Here is a 20,181-nt window from a genome sequence, read left to right on the forward strand (position 1 = left end):
GGAAGAACACCCAAAGACCTCGGAAGTTTGATTTATTTCCCTCAGCGCTCGCGCAATGCCTCCCGCGCCTTGTTGAATGGCTTGAGCAGGTAATCGAGAACGGTCTTGCTGCCGGTATTGATATCGACGGTGGCGACCATGCCCGGCACGATGTTGAAGCGCTCGCCGTTGTCGTTGCTCAGGTGATCGACGTCGGTGCGTATGAACACCCGGTAGTAGTACACCTCACGCTTGACCTCATCCTGGATGGTATCTGGCGATATCGTCGTGACCTTGCCGTGCAGCCCGCCATAGATCGAGTAATCGTACGCGCTGACCTTGACCGTGGCGTCCAGCCCGGGGCGAATGAAGGCGACATCGCGCGGCGAGATCCGCGCCTCGACCAGCAGCTTTTCGTCCACCGGCACGATTTCCATCAGTTTGCCGTTCTGCGGGATCACCCCACCGACGGTGAACACTTCGATGTCCTTGACGATGCCGCGCACCGGCGAATTGAAGGTGGTGCGGTTGAGCGCGTCCGACCGCCCGCGAGTCACTGAGCTTTGCGCGGCGATCTCGGCATTGGCCTTGGCCAGGCCCTCACGCGCCTTGACCACGTACTCACTGCGCATTTCGGTGGCCTTGCGCTCCAGTTCGTTGGCCTGGCGGCGCAGGCGCAGGACTTCTACATCGCTGGCCGCGCCGCGCGCCACCAGTGGTTGGGTCATGGCCAGTTCGCGGCGCACCAGGGTCACTGCTTCGGCGATACCGGCCAGGTTCTTCGCCAGGCTTTCCTTGCGCGACTTGTAGAGCGCGGTTTCGCTGGCAACCAGGTTGGGAAATGCCTGCACGTCCTCGGGGAAGCTCAACGGCGTATCGTTGACCTCAGCATACAAGCGAGCGGCCTCGGCCTTGGCGGCGAGCATGCGCGAGGCGCTTTCCTGCACCGCCGACTCGCTACGGGTGCGGTCCAGCTGGGCCAGTACCTGGCCAGCCTCCACCAGGTCGCCCTCCTGCACGTTCAACGACACCAGGATGCCACCTTCGAGCGACTGGATGATCTGCTCGTGCGAGGACGGCACGACCTTGCCGCTGCCGGTGGAGACCTCATCGAGCGAGAACAGGCTGGCCCAGAGGGTAAAGGCGCCGAGCAGCGCGGCGATCAGCCAGACCACCAGGCTCGAACGCGGCAGCGCAGGCTCGGCGGGGCTGGCAATGCGGCGCCGGTCAGGCGCGGCGGCGGGCCTGCCGACGATTGCCGGAGGCGTTGCCTGGGTAGTGGCCACTGAGAGCGACTGGTCGTTCATTTGCTCAGCTCCTTGATGACATCTTCTTTAGGGCCGTCCATCACCACCTTGCCATCATTGATGACGATGATGCGGTCAACCCACTTGAGTACGGGCATGCGATGGGTGGCGACGACCAGGGTGCGTGGTTTCATCCACGGGCCCAGGGCATCGATGACTTGGCGTTCGGTCATTTCATCGAAGTTGGCGGTCGGCTCGTCAAGGAGCAATACCGAGGGGTTGCGGATGATCGTGCGGGCCAGCAGCAGCGTCTGGCGCTGGCCGCCGGAAAGCCCCTGGCCACCTTCAAGGATCAGCTCGTCGAGCCCGTCCGGCAGGTTGCGCACGAACGGCAAGGCTCCGGACAGCGCCAACGCCTGCATGATCATGGCGTCGCTGGCCATCGGTGCGCCGAGCAGGATGTTTTCGCGCACGGTGCCGTAGAACAGGTGCGCCCCCTGGGTCAGCATGGCCACATCGCGGCGCACGTCGGCGGTATCGAGTAATGACAGGTCGACGCCGTCCAGCGAAACCTGACCACGCTCAGGGAAGTGCATGCCCGCCAGCAGGTTGAGCAATGTGGACTTGCCCGAGCCGATGCGCCCGATGACCGCCACCTTCTCACCCGCCCGGATACGCAACTCCGATACTTGCAGCGCGGCGCGCTTGGCCGTGTCGTTGTAGCGGAACCGGACATCGTCGAGCAGGTAGTTGCCATTGAGCGCGGCACGGTGCAGGCGCCGACTGTTGTCCGGTTGGTCGACCGGCCGGCTCATGATTTCGTCGAGTCCCTTGCGAGCGACCTTGGCCGCTTGCCAGCGGGCGAAGATCGAGGCCATCTGGGCCAGCGGCGAGATCATCCGCGAAGCGAGGATCGATGAGGCCACCAAGGCACTGGTGGTCATGTCGCCCTGCATCACCAGGTAGCTACCCAGGGCCAGCACCAGGGCGTAGACCACCCCCTGTACCTCGTGGGTCCAGCTCATCAGCAGGCTGGTGAAGAAGCGCTGACGCATACCGACGTTGGCCAGCACGTCATTGGTGTTGTTCCACTGGTTCTGGAAGCGCGACTCGGCGCGCAGCAGCTTGATGTCCTCGATGCCCTGCACAGCTTCCACCAGCATCGCGTTACGCAGCGCCGATTCGCGCATGCCTTCGTTGGACAAGCGCTCGAGGGGTTTCTGCACCAGCAGGCCCGGAATCACCAGCAGCGGGATGGCACCGAGGGCGACGAATACCAGCGGCCCACCGACCATCCACAGCACCGCCACGAACAACAGGAAGAACGGCAAGTCAGCCACCGCAGCGACCGTGGTCGAGCTGAACAGGTCGCGGACCTGCTCGGTCTCGCGCAACTGCGAGATGAACGTCCCGGTCGAGCGTGAGCGCGCCGAGTTGCGCAGGCGCAAGGCTCGGCCGAAGACCATGTCGGAGATCCGCAGGTCGGCGCGCTTGCCGATGGTGTCGGAAATATGCGTTCGAGCCACCCGCAGGGAGAACTCGAAGAGAATCGCCAGCATCACCCCACCGAACAGTACCCACAGGGTCGCCTCGGAGTTGGCAGGGACCACGCGGTCATAGACCTGCATGGAGAAGATCACCCCGGCCAGGGCCAGGACGTTGGCGCCCAACGACGCCAGCATGATGTCGCCATAGCGCTTCCAGTCGCGCAGGGCGATGTTCCAGAACCAGTTGCGCCGGAAAGGCCGGATGTATTCGTCGACCCGGGCATCGGCCACTGCTACCTGAGGACGCAGGATCGCCACGCGGCGTACGCGGCGGCGCAGTTCATCGATGCTGATTCGGGTTTCCAGCCCCTTGTCGCCACTGAACAGCACGCCGGCATTGCCTTCGCCGTCGACGGCCTGCACCACGCAGATGCTGCCGCCGTCCAATTCCGCCACCAGCGGTAGCCGGCAGGTGTCGAGCTGTTGCAACGACAAGTTGCTGAAGCGCAGCGCCAGGCCCAGGCTCTTGGCCATGTGCAGCAGCTGTAGATCGGCCGAACCGCCCTCCTCCCAGGCCAGCGCCACGCGCGTGCCCTCTTCGGAGACGCCGATCCCGTAGTGACGGGCCACGGCGAGCATGGCATCGAGCCAGCGTTCAGTTTGCGCGGGCAGGCTCATGGCAGTACCTCCATTCCTTGCACGGTGGTGTTGTTGAGGCCGTAGAACTCGCGGCTGCGGCCCTGGGCGTCAACCACCCCGACCAAGCCCATCCAGAGGTCATGACGGACCGTTTCGACGTCGGATAACGCCTGGTAGTACTCCTGCTCGGTATTGAGCAGGTCGAGGATCGAGCGGGTGCCGAGCTTGTATTGGTCGCGGTACAGTTCGCGCGACTCGTTGAGCCCGCGTTGCCGGCTGCCGAGCACGCCCAGTCGGGCCCGGTTGCCGGTAATCTGCTCGCGCAGGATGCGGATCTGGTCGCTTGCGGTCAGGCGGGCGTCTTCGCTGCGTTGACGCGCCGCTTCCAGGCCGTTGTACGCAGCGCGCTGCTGGGCGCGCAGGCCGCCGCCCTGATAGAGCGGCTGGGTCAGGTTGATGCTGACGCTGTTGTTGGTGCCGTGGCGTTCGTAGGTGGTCGGGTTGTCCCCGCTCAGCGCCTTGGTGCTGCCGGCGTCAAGGCTCACCGAGGGGCGCATGCTGGCTTTGGCCTGGCGCAGTTGCGCCTCGGCGCCTTGGCGCTCGGCCTCGGCGATCAGCACGTCGGGCAACAGACTGGTGTCCAGCCGCCAGCTCAGATCGACCGCCGCTGCCTGGTTATCGGACAGCGCGCCGATGGTTCCGGAAACCGGACCGCCTACCAGCGTGCGCAGGCGCTGCAGGGCCTGCTGATATTGGGCGCGCAGCAACAGTTGGTTGGCCCGCGCGGCATCGACCCGGGCCAGCGCCTGGATCGGATCGGAACGGCTGGTCACCCCTGCCCCGGCACGATCCTGGGTCATGGCATGGATGCGCTCCATGGTGCTGACCTGTTCGTCGGCGATGCGCCCGAGCAGCCGGTAGCGTTGCACGTCGATGGTGGCCTCGGCGGTTTGCCGGGCGATCTGGTCGATCTGCTTGAGCACTACCGCTTGTTGCCGGCGTGACTGGGCTTCGGCGTTGCTGACCGAGCCTGCCACCTTGCCGAAGTCATAGAGCATCTGCGAGGCGGAGAGCGTAGCGGTCTGGCTGGTGCCGGTGTGGGTGGTGTCGCCATAGCCCACGCCTGCCTTCACTTGTGGGTAGTAGCCGGAGCGCGCCATGGCGATGCCATCGCCTTGTTGCGCCAGGGTGGCGATGGCGTCGGCGATGGAGGGGTGGCGATTGACGGCACGATGCACTGCCTGGTTGATGTCCAGCAGGTGTTGCGCTGCCGGTTCGTCGAGTTCGGGGTTGTGCCGTTGGCCACCGGTCTGTTCGACCAGTTGGCTGGGTGCCAGGCTTCGCTGCTCGGGGCTACGCGCGCCGAACCAGCCGTCGTCGCTGGCCGCCAGCGTGGCGCTGGACAGGCCGGCCAGGCACAGCCAGGCCAGGGGTTTGAGTATTCGATCGTTCACCGAGGGCCTCCCGGAGTGTGTAGAGGCGCAGGCGACTGGAAACGGCCTGCAGAAGAAGAAGGCCGTTGGCTCGGCCCGATCGTCACGGTGATTATCTGAGGGCTTGTCTTACGCCTAAATCAGACGTTTCTTAAAAGAAAGCGCCCGGCACGAGGCCGGGCGCAAAGGACGCGGTACTGGGCTCAGACCACGTTGATGCCGTGCTGGATCAGCAGGTCGGCGTTGGTGTTGCTGCCCATCGTCGCGTTGTGCCAGATGTCGAAGGCGACACCGTCCACGGTGGTGCTGCCGCTGACCGCCCAGCCACCCTCGCCGACCGTTTCGGCAAGGTCGACAGTCGAAGTGCTGTCGCCCTTGATCGTCAGGTTGCCGAGGCCGTCGTCCTTGGTATCGACCTGGCTGAGCACATCGGCCAGGCGCAGGCTCAGCGTGTTGTTACCGCTGCCCGCCTCGCTGCTGCCCAGGTCGAAGATCTCGAAGCCCTTGACCCGGGTGCCGTACTCGGTGAGGTTGAGCGCGTGGCCACCACTTTCGAACAGCAATGTGTCCACTCCGAGCCCGCCATCCACACGGGTGAAGGTGGTACCGACCAGGCCGATGGTGTCATCGCCTGCCCCGCCCATGGCCACGTCGTGCTGCACGCTGGTATCGGTGGTGCCGGTGGTGTCGGTGCCGATGCCATGGATGATGTCGTTGCCCTGGCCGCCGCTGAGAATATCCACCCCATCGACGCTGGTGGCCGCTCCCAGGCTGGTGGAACCCGCCCAGAGTTCGTCGTCACCGACCGTGTAGCTGTGGGTCAGCAAGGCGATCGAGCCTGTGTAGATGTTGAACGCACCGCCATTGGTGGCGCCACTGTCGCTCTGCCACACGCCGTAGCCGTAGTCGGCGATGCCGTCGCCGTTCCAGTCGCCCATGGCCAGACCGGTGCCGGCATAGTCGTTGGCGTTCAAACCCAGGTACTGGATCGCCTGACCGGAGGCCACCAGGGCGTCCAGGTCGGTGTTCAGGTCGAAGCTACCGTCGGCACGTCCATACACCAGGTACACCGCGCCGCGGTTGGTAACGCCGTCGTCGTAGCCGGGCATGCCGATCAGGAAGTCGTCGATGCCGTCGCCGTTGACGTCGCCTCCGGCGCTGATGGCATAGCCGAGCTGGCCGTCGGCGGTGGTCACCGAGCCTGAAATCGCCGTGCCGTTGCTGCTGCTGGAGATAATGAAGCCTTGGCTGGCGCTCAGGTTGCCGAGGTTGATGTCGGTCCAGGTTTCTCCCGCTTGCTTGCCGTAGATCACATAGACCCGGCCCGGGCCTGTAGTATCGGCGGCCGAGTCGCCCCAGCCGGGCGAGCCGATGGCGAAGTCCTCGATGCCGTCGCCGTTGATGTCACCGATGTTCTGGATGTTGGAGAACATCGCGTACCACTGCCCGGCGTTCTGCGCGGTGCCACCGGAGTCCACGGTGGCGCCGCCCAGCCATTCACCCGTCTGGCTGCCGACCAAACGCACACCTTGGTCGCTGGTCAGGTTGGCCAGGTTGTAGCTGTCGCCCAAGCCCTCGGCGCTGCCCCAGATCAGGTAAGCGGTACCGCTGTTGGTGATGGTGCTACCCGTCAGCCCGTTGGACCGTGGCGCAGTCACGATGTAGTCAGCGTAGCCGTCGCCATTGACGTCACCGATCACCTTCACTGTGGTACCCAGGTCACTGGCGCCATCGGCCGTATACGTGGTGCGGATATTGGTCTGATTCTCGACCCTACTGCCCAGCGTCGACGAAGTCGTGCCGGTGGCGTAGAACAGGCCGCCCGGATTGCTGTCACTGACGTAGTTGCTCAGCAGCAGGTTGCCCCATTCGGCACTGCCGGCCGCACCGGCGTGGCCGTAAAGCACCACGTACATGCCGTTGCCACCGTTACCCGCCGCCGAACCGATGATCAGGTCGGCATAGCCGTCGCCGTTGATATCGCCGCCGGTAACGCTGTTCGATGACCAACCACCGGTGTTGTAGTTCTTGATCACGAAGCCGGCCGAGGTGGCGCCGTTCTCCAGGGTGGTCAGGTCGAGGGTGGCCAGATTGGTGTTCTCACCGCCGAAAATCACATAGGTGCGGTCGTTCAGCGTCGAAGCGATGGCGAAATCGTCGTAGCCGTCGCCGTTGATGTCGCCCAGGGCGGTGACCAGCTTGCCCTGGATGCCTGTGTCGCCGCCGGTACCGGTGACGCCGCTCTGGGTAATCCGGAAACCCTGCTCCGGCGTGAGATTGTCGATACTCGACAGCGAGGGAATACCGTTGACGTTGCCGTAAAGCACGTAGATATCCGATCCGTACGCCGCCGTCGAACCGTAGATGCTGTGCGGCGCCGATACCACGTAGTCGACGTACCCATCGCCGTTGACGTCACCGATCGCTGACATCGACAGGCCCAGGCCGTCGGCCGATTGCGTGCTGGCGGCCACCGAAGCGGTGCCCTCGGTGTCTATGACCAAGCGGGCATCTTCCGAGCCGTCGAGCATCCCGGCCACCGATTGGTTGCCGGCATCGTCGACCAGAACCGCCTTGATGTTGTAGCTGCCGTCGACCAGCGATGGCAGGGTCGCGGTGAACACACCATTGGCATCGAGGGTGAGGCCTTCGGCGTACAGCACGTCACCGTCGTCGTAGCGGCCGTTGCCGTTGATGTCGTCGAACAGCGTGACGGTGATCTTGCCTGCCGCCGCGGCTTCGCTGTCGGCGGCATTGAGCCCCGTGATGGTGCCGGTGATGCTCGGTGTGATCACGCTGGTGGTGTTGTCGCTGGCACTGCTGCCATTATCGCTGCTGTCGTCCAGGTCGATGATCGCGTCAGTGAAGGCTGGCGCCTCGGTATCGACGACGACGTCGCGCGAGTTGGTCTGGCCGATATTGCCAGCGTCGTCCACCACGCGCACTTGTACGGTGTACTGGCCATCGGCGAGTACCTGGCCTTGGTGGTCGTAGACCCAGCCGGTGCCGTCGACAGAGGCGCGGTACCAGGTCAGGCCGTTGTCCAGGCTGATTTCCACGCCCTCGCCTTCGCCAAGTTCGGCGCTGAGGCTTCCGGAGAACACCAGGGTGTTGTCGCTGGTGATCAGGTCGTCACCCAGGGCGCCACTGTCGCTGCTGATGGCATCCAGGGTGATGGACAGCTCGGCGCTGGGCCCTTCGGTATCGATCACGACCTTCTGGCTGGCGCTGTTGCCCAGGTTCCCGGCTTCGTCGACCACCCGCACCTGCACGTCATAATCGCCATCGGCCAGTTCCACACCAGTGTTGTCGAAACTCCAGGTGCCGCTGTCGACTTCAGCGTCCTGCCAGGTGGCACCGCCATCGAGGCTGATCTGCACCCGCTCGCCGTCACCCAGGGGCTCGCTGAGGGTGCCATGGAAGCCCAGGCTGCTGTCGTTGGTGACATAGTCGCCGCTCAGGTAGCCGTTGTCGTCGCTGATACCGTCGAAGGTGATGGTCAGGCTGGCGGACGGCCCTTGGGTGTCGATTTCCACCGCTTGGGTGCCGGCCAGGCTTGCGTTGCCTTCGCTACCGAGGACCCGAGCCATGAACACGTAGGTGCCATCGCCCAGCTCGCTGGCGCTGTTGTCGAACACATAGGTGCCGTCGCCTTGCGCCACGGCGTCGTGCCAGGTGTTGCCGCCATCGAGCGAGACCTGCACGGTGTCCCCGGCGTTGAGCTGGCCATCGAGAGTGACGGTCACCAGCAGGCTGTTGTCGTTGGTGATGAAATCACCGTCCACGCCGGCATCGGCCGAGACCGCGCTGATGGTCGCCAGGGCGTAGTGCACACTGCTGCTGGCGCTGCTGTTACCGGCGGCATCGCTGGACACGGCAAATGCCTCTCCGCTGCCTTGGGCACTGGCGCTGGTGACGCTATAACCGCCGGCGGCGTTGGCGGTGACGGTTTGCTTGGAGCCGTCGGGGAAGGTCACGGTGACCTCGCTGCCGGCTTCGGCGCTGCCGCTGACCACCAGGGTGCCGTCGGTATTGGCATTGACCACCACGCTCGGGGCCAATGGCGCGGTGCCGTCGACATAATCGGCGGTGGTGCCGTCGCCGGTATTGCCCGCCGCATCCGTCGCGCTGGCGCTGACGTTACCGGAGGTTTGCGGTACCGACGTGGTCGCGCTGTAGCTGCCATCGGCATCGGCGGTAACGGTCTCGGTGCTGCCGTCCGGGTAGGTCACGGTCACCATGCTGCCAGGTTCAGCGTTGCCGGTGACGGTCAGGCCGCCGTCATCGTTGGCCTGGATGTTGATCGTCGGGGCCTCTGGTGCGGTGATATCGGTGTAGTCCTGGGTCACCGGGGCGCTGGTATTGCCCGCTGCATCCTTGGCTTCGACCGCCACCTCACCGGTGGGTTGATCTTCCGGCGAAGTCAGCGACCACGCGCCATCCTCGCCCACCAGGACCGAGTCGGTGCTGCCGTCGGGGTAGGTCACGGTCACCGTGCTGCCCGGCTCTGCCGAACCAGCGACGGTGATGCTGCCATCGGTGTTGGTGATGATTTCATCCAGCACCGGCACTTGCGGCGCCCAGCTGTCGACATAGTCGACACTGGCCGCGTCGCCGGTGTTGCCTGCAGCATCGGTCGCACTGGCGCTCACTTCACCGCTGGTTTGCGGCACCGAGGTGGTGACGCTGTAGCTGCCATCGGCATCGGCTGTCACCGTTCCGGTGCTGCCATCGGGGAAGGTCACGGTCACGCTGGTGCCAGGCTCGGCGTTGCCGCTCACGGTCAGGCCGCCGTCGGCATTGGCCGTGACATCGACAGTCGGGGTTTCTGGCGGCGTGGTGTCGCTGTAGTCCTCGGTCACCGAGGCACTGGTATTGCCCGCCTCGTCCGTCGCTTTCACGTCCACCTCACCTGTGGGCTGGTCTACTGGCGAGGTCAGCGACCAGGTACCGTTTTCGTCTGCCACTACGGTGTCGGTCGAGCCATCCGGATAGGTCACGTTGACCGTGCTGCCAGGTTCGGCGGTACCGCCGACGGTGATGCTGCCATCCTCGTTGGTGATGATCTCATCGAGCATGGGCGCCTCTGGGGCGGTGCTGTCGACATAGGCCACCGTGCCCGCGTCCCCCGTGTTGCCAGCGGCATCGGTCGCGCTTGCGCCCACCTCGCCAGACGTCTGAGGTACGGAGGTGGTCGCGCTGTAGTTACCCTCCGCGTCTGCAGTCACGGTCTGGCTGCTGCCATCTGGGAAGGTCACGGTCACGCTGCTGCCCGCCTCGGCACTGCCGGTCACGGTCAGGCCGCCGTCGGCGTTTGGCGTGACGATCACGCTAGGGGCCTCGGGTGCAGTAGTGTCGGTGTAATCCTCAGTGGTCGAGGCGCTGGTGTTACCGGCTTCGTCCGAGGCGTTGACCTCGACTTCACCGCTCGGTTGATCTTCCGGCGAAGTCATTGACCAGGTGCCGTCTTCATCTGCCACCACGGTGTCGGTCGAGCCGTCTGGGTAGGTGACAGTCACGGTGCTGCCGGGCTCGGCGCTGCCGCCGACGGTGATGCTGCCATCTGCATTGGTGATGATTTCATCCAGCACGGGAGCCTCAGGCGCGGTGCTGTCGACATAGTCCAGGCTGCCCGCAGGCCCGGTGTTGCCCGCCGCATCGGTCGCGGCGGCGCTGACTTCGCCAGAGGTTTGGGGAGCCTCGGTGGTCGCGCTGTAGCCGCCGTCGGAACCTGCGGTCACGGTTTGGCTGCTGCCGTCCGGGAAGGTCACGGTCACGCTGCTGCCGGCTTCGGCAGTGCCAGTGACGGTCAGCCCCCCGTCGGCATTAGGTGTGACGGTCACGCTCGGCGCTTCGGGGGCGGTGATGTCGCTGTAGTCCTCAGTGGTCGAAGCACTGGTGTTGCCCGCTTCGTCCGAGACGTTGACATCGATCTCGCCGCTGGGTTGGTCTTCCTGCGAGGTCAACGACCAGGTGCCGTCTTCGCCGGCAACGATCGAGTCGGTCGAGCCGTCCGGATACGTCACGGTCACGGTGCTGCCAGGCTCGGCGGTGCCGCCAACGGTGATGCTGCCGTCTTCGTTGGTGATGATTTCATCCAGCACGGGCGCCTCAGGGGCGGTGCTGTCGACGTAGTCCAGCGTGCCCGCTTCACCCGTGTTGCCCGCGGCATCGGTGGCGGTCGCACTCACCTCACCGGAGGTTTGCGGTATGGAGGTAGTCGCGCTGTAGCCGCCGTCGGAACCTGCGGTCACGGTTTGGCTGCTGCCATCGGGGAAAGTGACGGTGACGCTGCTGCCCGCCTCGGCACTACCGGTCACGGTCAGGCCGCCGTCGGCGTTTGGCGTGACGATCACGCTCGGCGCTTCGGGTGCGGTCGTGTCGGTGTAGTCCTCAGTGGCCGAGCTGCTGGTATTACCGGCTTCGTCCGAAGCTTTCACATCGACTTCACCGCTGGGTTGGTCTTCCGGCGAGGTCAACGACCAGGCGCCGTCTTCGCCCGCCACCACGGTATCGGTCGAGCCATCCGGGTAGGTGACGGTTACAGTGCTGCCAGGCTCGGCAGTACCGCCGAGGGTGATGCTGCCGTCCTCGTTGGTGATGATCTCATCGAGCACGGGCGCCTCAGGCGCGGTGCTGTCGGCATAGGCCAGGCTACCCGCAGGCCCTGTGTTGCCTGCCGCATCGGTCGCGCTGGCGCTCACTTCGCCGGAAGTTTGCGGCACCGAAGTGGTCGCGCTGTAGCTGCCGTCGGAACCTGCGGTCACGGTTTGGCTACTGCCATCCGGGAAGGTCACGGTCACGTTGCTGTCTGCTTCGGCATTGCCGGTAACGGTCAGGCCGCCATCGGCGTTGGGCGTGATGATCACGCTGGGCGCTTCAGGCGCCGTGGTGTCGTTGTAGTCTTCGGTGGTCGAAGCGCTGGTGTTACCGGCTTCGTCAGAGGCTTTGACGTCCACCTCACCGCTGGGTTGATCTTCCGGCGAGGTCAGCGACCAGGCACCGTCTTCGCCCGCCACCACGGTGTCGGTCGAGCCGTCCGGGTAGGTCACGGTGACAGTGCTCCCAGGCTCGGTAGTGCCGCCGACGGTGATGCTGCCGTCCTCGTTGGTGATGATCTCATCGAGCACGGGCGCCTCAGGCGCGGTGCTGTCGGCATAGGCCAGGCTACCCGCAGGCCCTGTGTTGCCTGCCGCATCGGTCGCGGTGGCGCTCACTTCGCCGGAAGTTTGCGGCACCGAAGTGGTCGCGCTGTAGCTGCCATCGGAATCCGCCATCACGGTGTCGGTGCTACCGTCCGGGAAGGTCACGGTGACGCTGCTGCCTGCCTCGGCGCTACCGCTGACCGTCAGGCCGCCGTCGCTGTTCGGCGTGACAGTGACCGTGGGGGCCTCTGGCGGCGTGGTATCGCTATAGTCTTCGGTGGTCGAGGCGCTGGTGTTGCCCGCTTCATCCGAGGCTTTGACATCGATTTCACCGTTCGGCTGATCTTCTGGCGAGGTCAACGACCAGGTACCGTCTTCACCGGCAACGGCGGTGTCGGACGAGCCGTCCGGGTAGGTCACGGTCACGGTGCTGCCCGGCTCGGCGGTGCCGCCAACGGTGATGCTGCCATCCTCGTTGGTGATGATTTCATCCAGCACAGGAGCCTCGGGAGCGGTGCTGTCGACATAGTCCAGGGTGCCAGCCGGCCCGGTATTGCCAGCCGCATCGGTGGCGCTGGCACTGACTTCGCCGGACGTTTGCGGCACCTCGGTGGTCGCGCTATAGGAGCCATCGGCATCGGCGGTCACGGTTTGGCTGCTGCCATCCGGGAAGGTCACTGTGACGCTGCTGCCCGCCTCGGCGCTGCCCGTCACGGTCAGGCCACCATCGGCGTTTGGCGTGCCGATCACGCTCGGCGCGTCGGGCGCTGTGGTATCGGCGTAATCCTCGGTAGTCGAGGCACTGGTGTTGCCCGCTTCGTCCGAGGCTTTGACCTCGACTTCGCCGCTCGGCTGATCTTCTGGCGAGGTCAACGACCAAGTCCCGTCTTCACCCGCCACCACGGTGTCGGTCGAGCCGTCCGGGTAGGTCACGGTGACCGTGCTACCGGGCTCGGCGGTACCGCCGACGGTAATGCTGCCGTCTTCGTTGGTGATGATTTCATCCAGCACGGGTGTCTCAGGGGCGGTGCTGTCGACATAGTCCAGGGTACCCGCATCGCCCGTGTTGCCGGCGGCATCGGTCGCGCTGGCGCTCACCTCGCCAGTGGTCTGCGGCACCGAGGTGGTCACGCTGTAGCTGCCATCGGCATCCGCGCTCGCCGTGGCGGTGCTGCCGTCGGGGAACGTTACAGTCACCGTGCTGCCAGGTTCAGCATTGCCAGTGACAGTGAGACCCCCGTCATCGTTGGCCAAGACAATGACGCTCGGCGCCTCTGGCGCGGTGATATCGACATAGGCCAGAGTGCCCGCGTCACCTGTGTTGCCAGCCGCATCGGTGGCGCTGGCACTCACTTCGCCGGAGGTTTGTGGCACAGAAGTGGTCGCACTGTAGCTGCCGTCGGTACCGGCGAGCACAGTTTGGCTGCTGCCATCGGGGAAGGTCACGGTCACACTGCTGCCCGCCTCGGCACTGCCGGTGACGGTCAGGCCGCCGTCGGCATTGGGCGTGGCGATCACGCTGGGCGCTTCAGGCGCCGTGGTGTCGCTATAGTCTTCGGTGGTCGAAGCGCTGGTGTTGCCGGCTTCGTCCGAGGCTTTGACCTCGACCTCGCCCGAAGGCTGGTCTTCTGGCGAGGTCAGCGACCAGGCACCGTCTTCATCGGCAACGATCGAGTCGGTCGTGCCGTCCGGATAGGTCACGGTGACCGTACTACCAGGCTCGGCAGTACCACCGACGGTGATGCTGCCATCCTGGTTGGTGATGATCTCATCGAGCACGGGCGCCTCTGGGGCGGTGCTGTCGACATAGTCGAGCGTGCCCGCGGCACCCGTGTTGCCGGCGGCATCGGTGGCGGTGGCGCTGACTTCGCCAGAGGTTTGTGAAACCTCGGTGGTCGCGCTGTAGCCGCCGTCGGAACCTGCGGTCACGGTTTGGCTGCTGCCGTCCGGGAAGGTCACGGTGACGCTGCTGCCCGCCTCGGCATTGCCGGTGACGGTCAGGCCGCCGTCGGCATTAACCGTGACGATCACGCTTGGCGCTTCAGGCGCCGTGGTGTCGCTATAGTCTTCGCTGGTCGAGGCGCTGGTATTGCCGGCTTCGTCCGAGGCTTTGGCGTCGACCTCGCCCGAAGGCTGGTCTTCTGGCGAGGTCAGCGACCAAGTGCCGTCTTCACCGACAACGATCGAGTCGGTCGAGCCGTCCGGGTAAGTCACGGTCACGGTGCTACCAGGCTCGGCAGTACCACCGATGGTGATGCTGCCATCTTCGTTGGTGACGATTTCATCCAGCACAGGCGCTTCAGGCGCCGTGCTGTCGACGTAGTCCAGGGAGCTTGCAGGCCCAGTATTGCCCGCCGCATCGGTCGCGCTGGCGCGCACTTCGCCGGAGGTTTGAGGCACCTCGGTGGTGGCGCTGTAGCTGCCATCGGTTCCTGCCGTCACGGTTTGGCTGCTGCCGTCCGGGAAGGTCACGGTCACGCTGCTGCCGGCCTCGGCGCTGCCGCTCACGGTCAGGCCGCCGTCAGCGTTGGGCGTTACGATTACGCTCGGCGCTTCGGGTGCGGTGGTATCGGTATAGTCCTCAGTGGTCGAGACGCTGGTGTTGCCCGCTTCGTCCGAGGCTTTTACGTCGATCTCGCCGCTGGGTTGATCTTCCGGCGAGGTCAACGACCAGCCACCGTTTTCATCCACCACCACGGTGTCGGTCGAGCCGTCCGGATACGTCACGGTCACGGTGCTGCCGGGCTCGGCGGTGCCGCCCAAGGTGATGCTGCCGTCTTCGTTGGTAACGATTTCGTCCAGCACGGGCGCCTCAGGGGCGGTGCTGTCGACGTAGTCCAGCGTGCCTGCTTCACCCGTGTTGCCTGCGGCATCGGTAGCGGTTGCGCTGACGTCGCCAGTCGGCTGGTCTTCTGGCGAGGTCAACGACCAGGAGCCGTCTTCACCGGCCACCACGGTATCGGTCGAGCCATCCGGATAGGTCACGGTGACCGTGCTGCCAGGCTCTGCGCTGCCGCCCACGGTGATACTGCCGTCTTCGTGGGTGATGACTTCACCCAGTACGGGCGCTTCAGGCGCCGTGCTGTCGACATAGGCCAGGCTACCCGCAGGCCCTGTGTTGCCCGCCGCATCGGTGGCGGTGGCGCTGACATCACCGGAGGTCTGCGGCACCTGGGTGGTCACACTGTAGCTGCCGTCGCTGCCAGCGATCGCCGTCGCGCGACTGCCATCGGGGAAGGTCACCACGACAACGCTGCCTGCCTCGGCACTGCCAGTGACGGTCAGACCGCCGTCGGCATTGGCCGATACGTTGATGCTCGGCACCTCGGGCGGGCTGACGTCGGTGTAGTCGGCCTGGGTCGAGCTGCTGTTACCCTGGCCATCTTCGGCCTGCACGTGAACCTCGCCGCTGCCCTGGGGTGACGAAGCGCTGGCTTGGTACTTGCCGTTGGCATCGGCAGTCACGGTGGCTTTCGAGCCGTCCGGGAAGGTCACCGTAACCTGCGCGCCAGGGCTGGTGGTGCCGCTGACGGTCAAGCCGCCCGCCGTGTCGCCGCTCAGCTCGGCAGTGGGTGCCTGCAAGGTGGCGCTCGGCGCAGGGTGGCCCCCTCCACCGCCGCCACCGCTCGAAGCCGCGACACCCCCTGCCAGCAGGGCAAGCCCCCCGGCGACCCAAGCCAGGGCGTCATGTTCACCACCCTGGGCGACCAGCAACGCCTCTACCGTGTCTATTTCGCTGTACCCACCCAGTGTCGGGCCGGTCTCGTTGATGTCGGCCAGCCAGTATCTACCGTCGCTGTCCTGCAGCACCAACTCACTGTCGGGCTCGCCTGCCTGGCCGAAGAAGCCGCGAATCACGATGGTCTCGCCGTCCAGGGTCTTGATCACCAACGCATCGCCTTCGCGGGCCATGCTGGCAACCTGATCCCGGTCAATCGCCAACCTGACGATAGAAGGAGCGCGCAAGGTCAGATCAGCCTGGGTGACCTGGGTGGATGCGTGGGTCGTCTTGTCGATTACAACGATTGCCTTGGCCATGGGAGCCTCGCGTACCAGCGGAATAGGAATTACCGCAAGTATCGGGAGGGGCTTTCCCGGCAAATATCAGACAATTCTTATTTATTGGCGCGACGCCCTAGAGCTTGGCCAGCGCCGACTCGAGGTTTTCCAGCAGTTCCGCGACGATAGGCTCCAGCTCCGAGCGTTCGGTCCCCGCCTTCAGAACCTCCTCGACGACCGCGCAGGCATCGCTCAGCGCATGCGCCTGCACCACCGCGAGCGCACCGCGCAGGCGGTGCGCTTGCTGGCCAACCGCGGCCAGGTCGTCGGCCTGCTGCGCCTGCTGCAGGGCCAGCATGTCCTGGCGCAGGGTAGCGACGAACAGCTCGCGCATGCTGGCCGGCACCTGCAGGCCTGTTTCTTGCGCCAGACCAGATGCCTCCTGCTGCCTCGACTCGGCCTGCACGCCGGGAAAGACCCCCAGCAGGCCGTCATGCAAGGTACGCAAGCTCAGCGGTTTGGCCAGCCAAGCGTTCATGCCCACGGCAATGCAGCGCTCACCTTCCTCGCGCAGGGCATTGGCGGTGACCCCGATGATCGGCAGCGTGGCCCCCTGTTCGCGCAACGCCCGCACCAGTTCGTAGCCATTCATCACCGGCATGTTGATGTCGCTGAGCAGTACATCGAAGGCGTCGGGCTGCCAACGCGCAAGCGCCTCGCGGCCGTTGCTGGCCAGGGTTACCTGGCAACCGAGCTCCTCGAGCTGCTCCTTGAGCAAGACCTGGTTGATCGGATTGTCCTCGGCCACCAGCACGCGCATGCCCAGCTTGCCCAGAGGCGCGGCACGTGCCACCGGACCTGGGTCGAAATCGCCGATCACGCCCTGTTGCGCCAGCTGCAAGGCTTGGGCCAGCGCCGCCAGGTGATAGAGGCTGACCACCCAGCCACCTTCGGTGGCCTGCAATTGCTGCCCAGCCTCTGCCAACGCGCAAACCCGCACGGCTGGCCAGCTTGTCGAGTCTTCTGCGCTGCCCAGCAAGTCAAGCAGGACAGCACCAGGCGCGACGTGCTCGGGCAGCGTATCGATCATCTGCGCCGTGGCGCCCCAGGCCTCGACCCACAGGGCAAGGCTGTGCGCCAATTCCTTCACCGGCGAACGCACATGAACCACGCCAGGCTGCAACAGTGCCTGGTCGCCTAGGGCTGGGCCGCCATCGAGGACCGGCATCTGCAAGGTGAAGGTGAAACTGCTACCCAACCCAAGTTCGCTGACCACCTGCAGGCGCCCCCCCATCAACTCGCACAAACGCAGGCAGATCGACAGGCCCAACCCCGTGCCGGTAACACTCGGTTCATGGCCGTGGGCCTGATAGAACGGCTCGAACACCCGTTGCTGCTGCTCTTGCGACATGCCGATACCGGTGTCGGTCACCTGCCATTGCAAGGTGGCCTGGCCAGCGGTGGTTTCGACCACTTTCAGGCGCAGCACTACCCGCCCCAGATCGGTGAATTTCAGGGCATTGCTGAGCAGGTTGTTGAGGATCTGGCGAACCCGGTTCGCTTCACCGCGCAATTTGCGCGGCAAATTGGCGTCGATGCAGGCGTAGAGTTGCAAGTGTTTGCCGTTGGCGACTGCGGCAAACCCGGCGACCACCTCCTCGGCCAAACCCAGCGGGTCGAAGTCCTGCGCCTCCAGCGCCATCTGCCCTGCTTCGATCTTGGACACATCGAGCACATCGCTGATCAGTTGCATCAGGCTGGCAGACGAGCGCTGGATGGTGTCGAGGTAGTCCCGCTGCTGACGGTTCAGGTCAGTCAGGCCAAGCAGTTCTAGGGTGCCGAGCACACCGTACAACGGCGTGCGGATCTCATGGCTCATGGTCGCCAGGAACAGGGTCTTGGCCTCGCTGGCGGCATCCGCCGAGTGCTTGGCCTCGGTGAGTACCTGTTGGGCCAGGCGGTGGTCGGTGATGTCGTTGAAGGTACAGAGCACCACTTCCTCGCCCCGGTAGCGGGTCAAGGCGAAGGTCACGTGCAGGAAGCGCTCGCCATGTTGCAGGACGAACTCCTTGCCGGCCGGCTCGGCATTGCCCTTCAGGTCCCAGGCGTGGCTGAGCTGGGTGATGGCCTGAGCATCCCCCAGCCACTGCCCGGCCAGACGGTTTTGCATCAGCACCTCATGGTTGCTGCGGCGCAGCACGCACAGGGCGATGGGCACGGTCTGGATCACCGCGCGGCTGAAGGCATGGCTTTCGAGGATGTCCACCCGAGCCTGGCGCGCCGGGCCCACCACCTGGCGCTTGTACCAGCGCGTAGCGGCCCAGCCGCCGACCAGGCTGCTGAGTACCACCAGCAAACCGCCGATGAACTGCCACTTGGCGTATTGAAAGAAGCCTGCGTAGGTCAGGCGGTAAAAGGCTGACCAGCCACCCCCGACACTGGCCGGCACCTTGAACACCAAACCGCCTCTGTCGAGGTTCAGGCCGTCACTGAAGTCCGCGGCTTTTCCCAAAGAGTCGATCAATACCTCGCCGCCCGGTGACACCAGCTCCAATTCATCGAACGCCGGACGCTGCAACGAGCGCTCGTAGCGGTTGATGCCATCCAGGTCCAGCAACGTGGCAGCCACCACCTGGCGCGCTGGGTCGTCGCCCCACCACAGCTCGTCCGGCACGTCGAGGCTGATGTAGGCCAGCAGTTGCTGCCCGCTCCCCTCGCCACGGGCCCAGTGCACCCGTGCGGCTGTGCGCCGTGGGGTATGGGCCCCCAGCGTGCTGGCCAGTTGCGCGACAGCGGGCAGATAGCGTTCCCTTGTCAGCGGAGCCACGTCACGCAAATCACCGATGGCAGGCACCGCAAGGCTGGTCTGGCCGTGGAGGTCAAGCACCACCAACTGCGGCGAGGGAAACGCCGAGCCACTCCAGAAGCTGCTGTAGAGATTGGCCAGCATCACTCCCAGGTAGAAGCCGCCAGGCTCGGTGAGCGGCCTGTCGCTCGCCGCGTGCCGGCGGGCCAGGGTGAACGGCATGGCGAACGAAAATTCCCGACCTTCGTGGATTTCCATACCTTGGTCTCGGGCCAGCAGGCGTTGCTGCAAGGGGATGGTGCTGAGGTCATGACGCCGGGCAGCCTCGCCGCTCTGCAGGGCGATGCGCTTGAGAAAGGCCTCATGTTCGCGGATATCGCCTACCAGGCGGGAAAAGTGCGAATTGACCTTCTCGCGCTCTTCCTGCACCACGCGGCCAAGTGCCCAGTAACAGGCACCGATCAACATCAGGGCCAGCGACACCGCGCCCAGCAGCACGATATTGAGCCGTAGCGAGCTACGCGCCAGCTTGCGTATCGAGTTGAGGTCATGTTCCTTCATGCGGCGGGTCCGCCAGGGTCAATGCAAGGCACCTCAACCGAACAGGTTGGCCTGCAGGCAAAAGGTCATCAGGGCCTGGTCGCTGCCCACCTCGAGCTTGCGCATGGCGGCGACTTTCTGGGTACTTACGGTTTTCACGCTTCGATTGAGCAACTTGGCGATATCACCCACGTTCTTGCCAGAAACGAAATAGCGGATCACCTCCAGCTCACGCATCGACAGACGCGAGACCCGCTCCTCGACCTCACTGCGGCTGGTGATCACGCTGTCCGGGTCGAGCATTTCGCTACCCCGGTAGACTTTGCCGTGCACCACGCAATCGAGGGCCAGCAGCAGCTCGTCGAGCTTGCCCTTTTTCGTGACCACGCCGGCGACACCCAGGTCATACAAGCTGTCCAGCACCAGGCGGTTGTCGATCATGGTGAAGATCAACAGCTTGGTCTGGGGAAAATGCCGCAGTAGGTATTCAACCAGTTTCAGGCCATCGCCATAGCGGTCATCGCCCGGCATGCTGTAGTCGGTGATGGCGATCTGAGGTTGCGCGCTGTGATACAACCCCACCAGTTCACTGGGGGTAGACGCCTCGCCCACCAGGTTGAAACGACGGTCCTGCACCAGCACATCCTTAACGCCCATGCGCACGATGGGGTGGTCATCCGCCAGAATCACATCGTAGTTGGTCATCCGATACCTCGCCCAGTCAGCTGCTTGCTCCCCAGCCGCGGGTGTGGAATTGGTTGGGGTCTGGCAGGATCCAGGCTAGCAGAAGATCGGACGCAGGGCAGGAAATGCCTGCAACAGGGCGTTTTGAGCCGCAGCCATGGAGGCCGCAGCACATTTTTTGGGGAGCGGGACGGGGCATCCATGCCCTGCCCCGGTTCTCGG

General features: G+C 64.9%; 6 protein-coding genes. All 6 read right to left on the bottom strand.

What is annotated here, in order from left to right:
• Window positions 1–41: 41 nt before the first annotated feature.
• Window positions 42–1,286 carry an HlyD family type I secretion periplasmic adaptor subunit gene (locus E6B08_RS14650; RefSeq protein WP_136914686.1) on the bottom strand — a complete coding sequence of 415 codons (1,245 nt, stop codon included), beginning with the start codon at window positions 1,284–1,286 and terminating at the stop codon, window positions 42–44.
• A complete protein-coding gene (locus E6B08_RS14655) occupies window positions 1,283–3,391 on the bottom strand; it encodes a type I secretion system permease/ATPase (protein ID WP_136914687.1) in 2,109 nt (702 codons plus the stop codon). Before E6B08_RS14655 ends, E6B08_RS14650 begins: the two co-directional genes overlap by 4 nt.
• Complete coding sequence (locus tag E6B08_RS14660; protein ID WP_136914688.1) at window positions 3,388–4,806, bottom strand: TolC family outer membrane protein; 1,419 nt, start codon at window positions 4,804–4,806, stop codon at window positions 3,388–3,390. Before E6B08_RS14660 ends, E6B08_RS14655 begins: the two co-directional genes overlap by 4 nt.
• Window positions 4,807–4,988: 182 nt before the next feature.
• Window positions 4,989–15,968 carry an Ig-like domain-containing protein gene (locus E6B08_RS14665; protein ID WP_136914689.1) on the bottom strand — a complete coding sequence of 3,660 codons (10,980 nt, stop codon included), beginning with the start codon at window positions 15,966–15,968 and terminating at the stop codon, window positions 4,989–4,991.
• A gap of 97 nt (window positions 15,969–16,065) precedes the next feature.
• A complete protein-coding gene (locus E6B08_RS14670; protein WP_136914690.1) occupies window positions 16,066–19,296 on the bottom strand; it encodes a hybrid sensor histidine kinase/response regulator in 3,231 nt (1,076 codons plus the stop codon).
• A gap of 33 nt (window positions 19,297–19,329) precedes the next feature.
• Entirely contained in the window at window positions 19,330–19,980 is a 651-nt protein-coding gene (locus E6B08_RS14675; RefSeq protein ID WP_136914691.1) for a response regulator, read from the bottom strand.
• Between the last annotated feature and the right edge of the window lie 201 nt (window positions 19,981–20,181).

The organism is Pseudomonas putida, from assembly GCF_005080685.1.
Classification (GTDB): domain Bacteria; phylum Pseudomonadota; class Gammaproteobacteria; order Pseudomonadales; family Pseudomonadaceae; genus Aquipseudomonas; species Aquipseudomonas putida_V.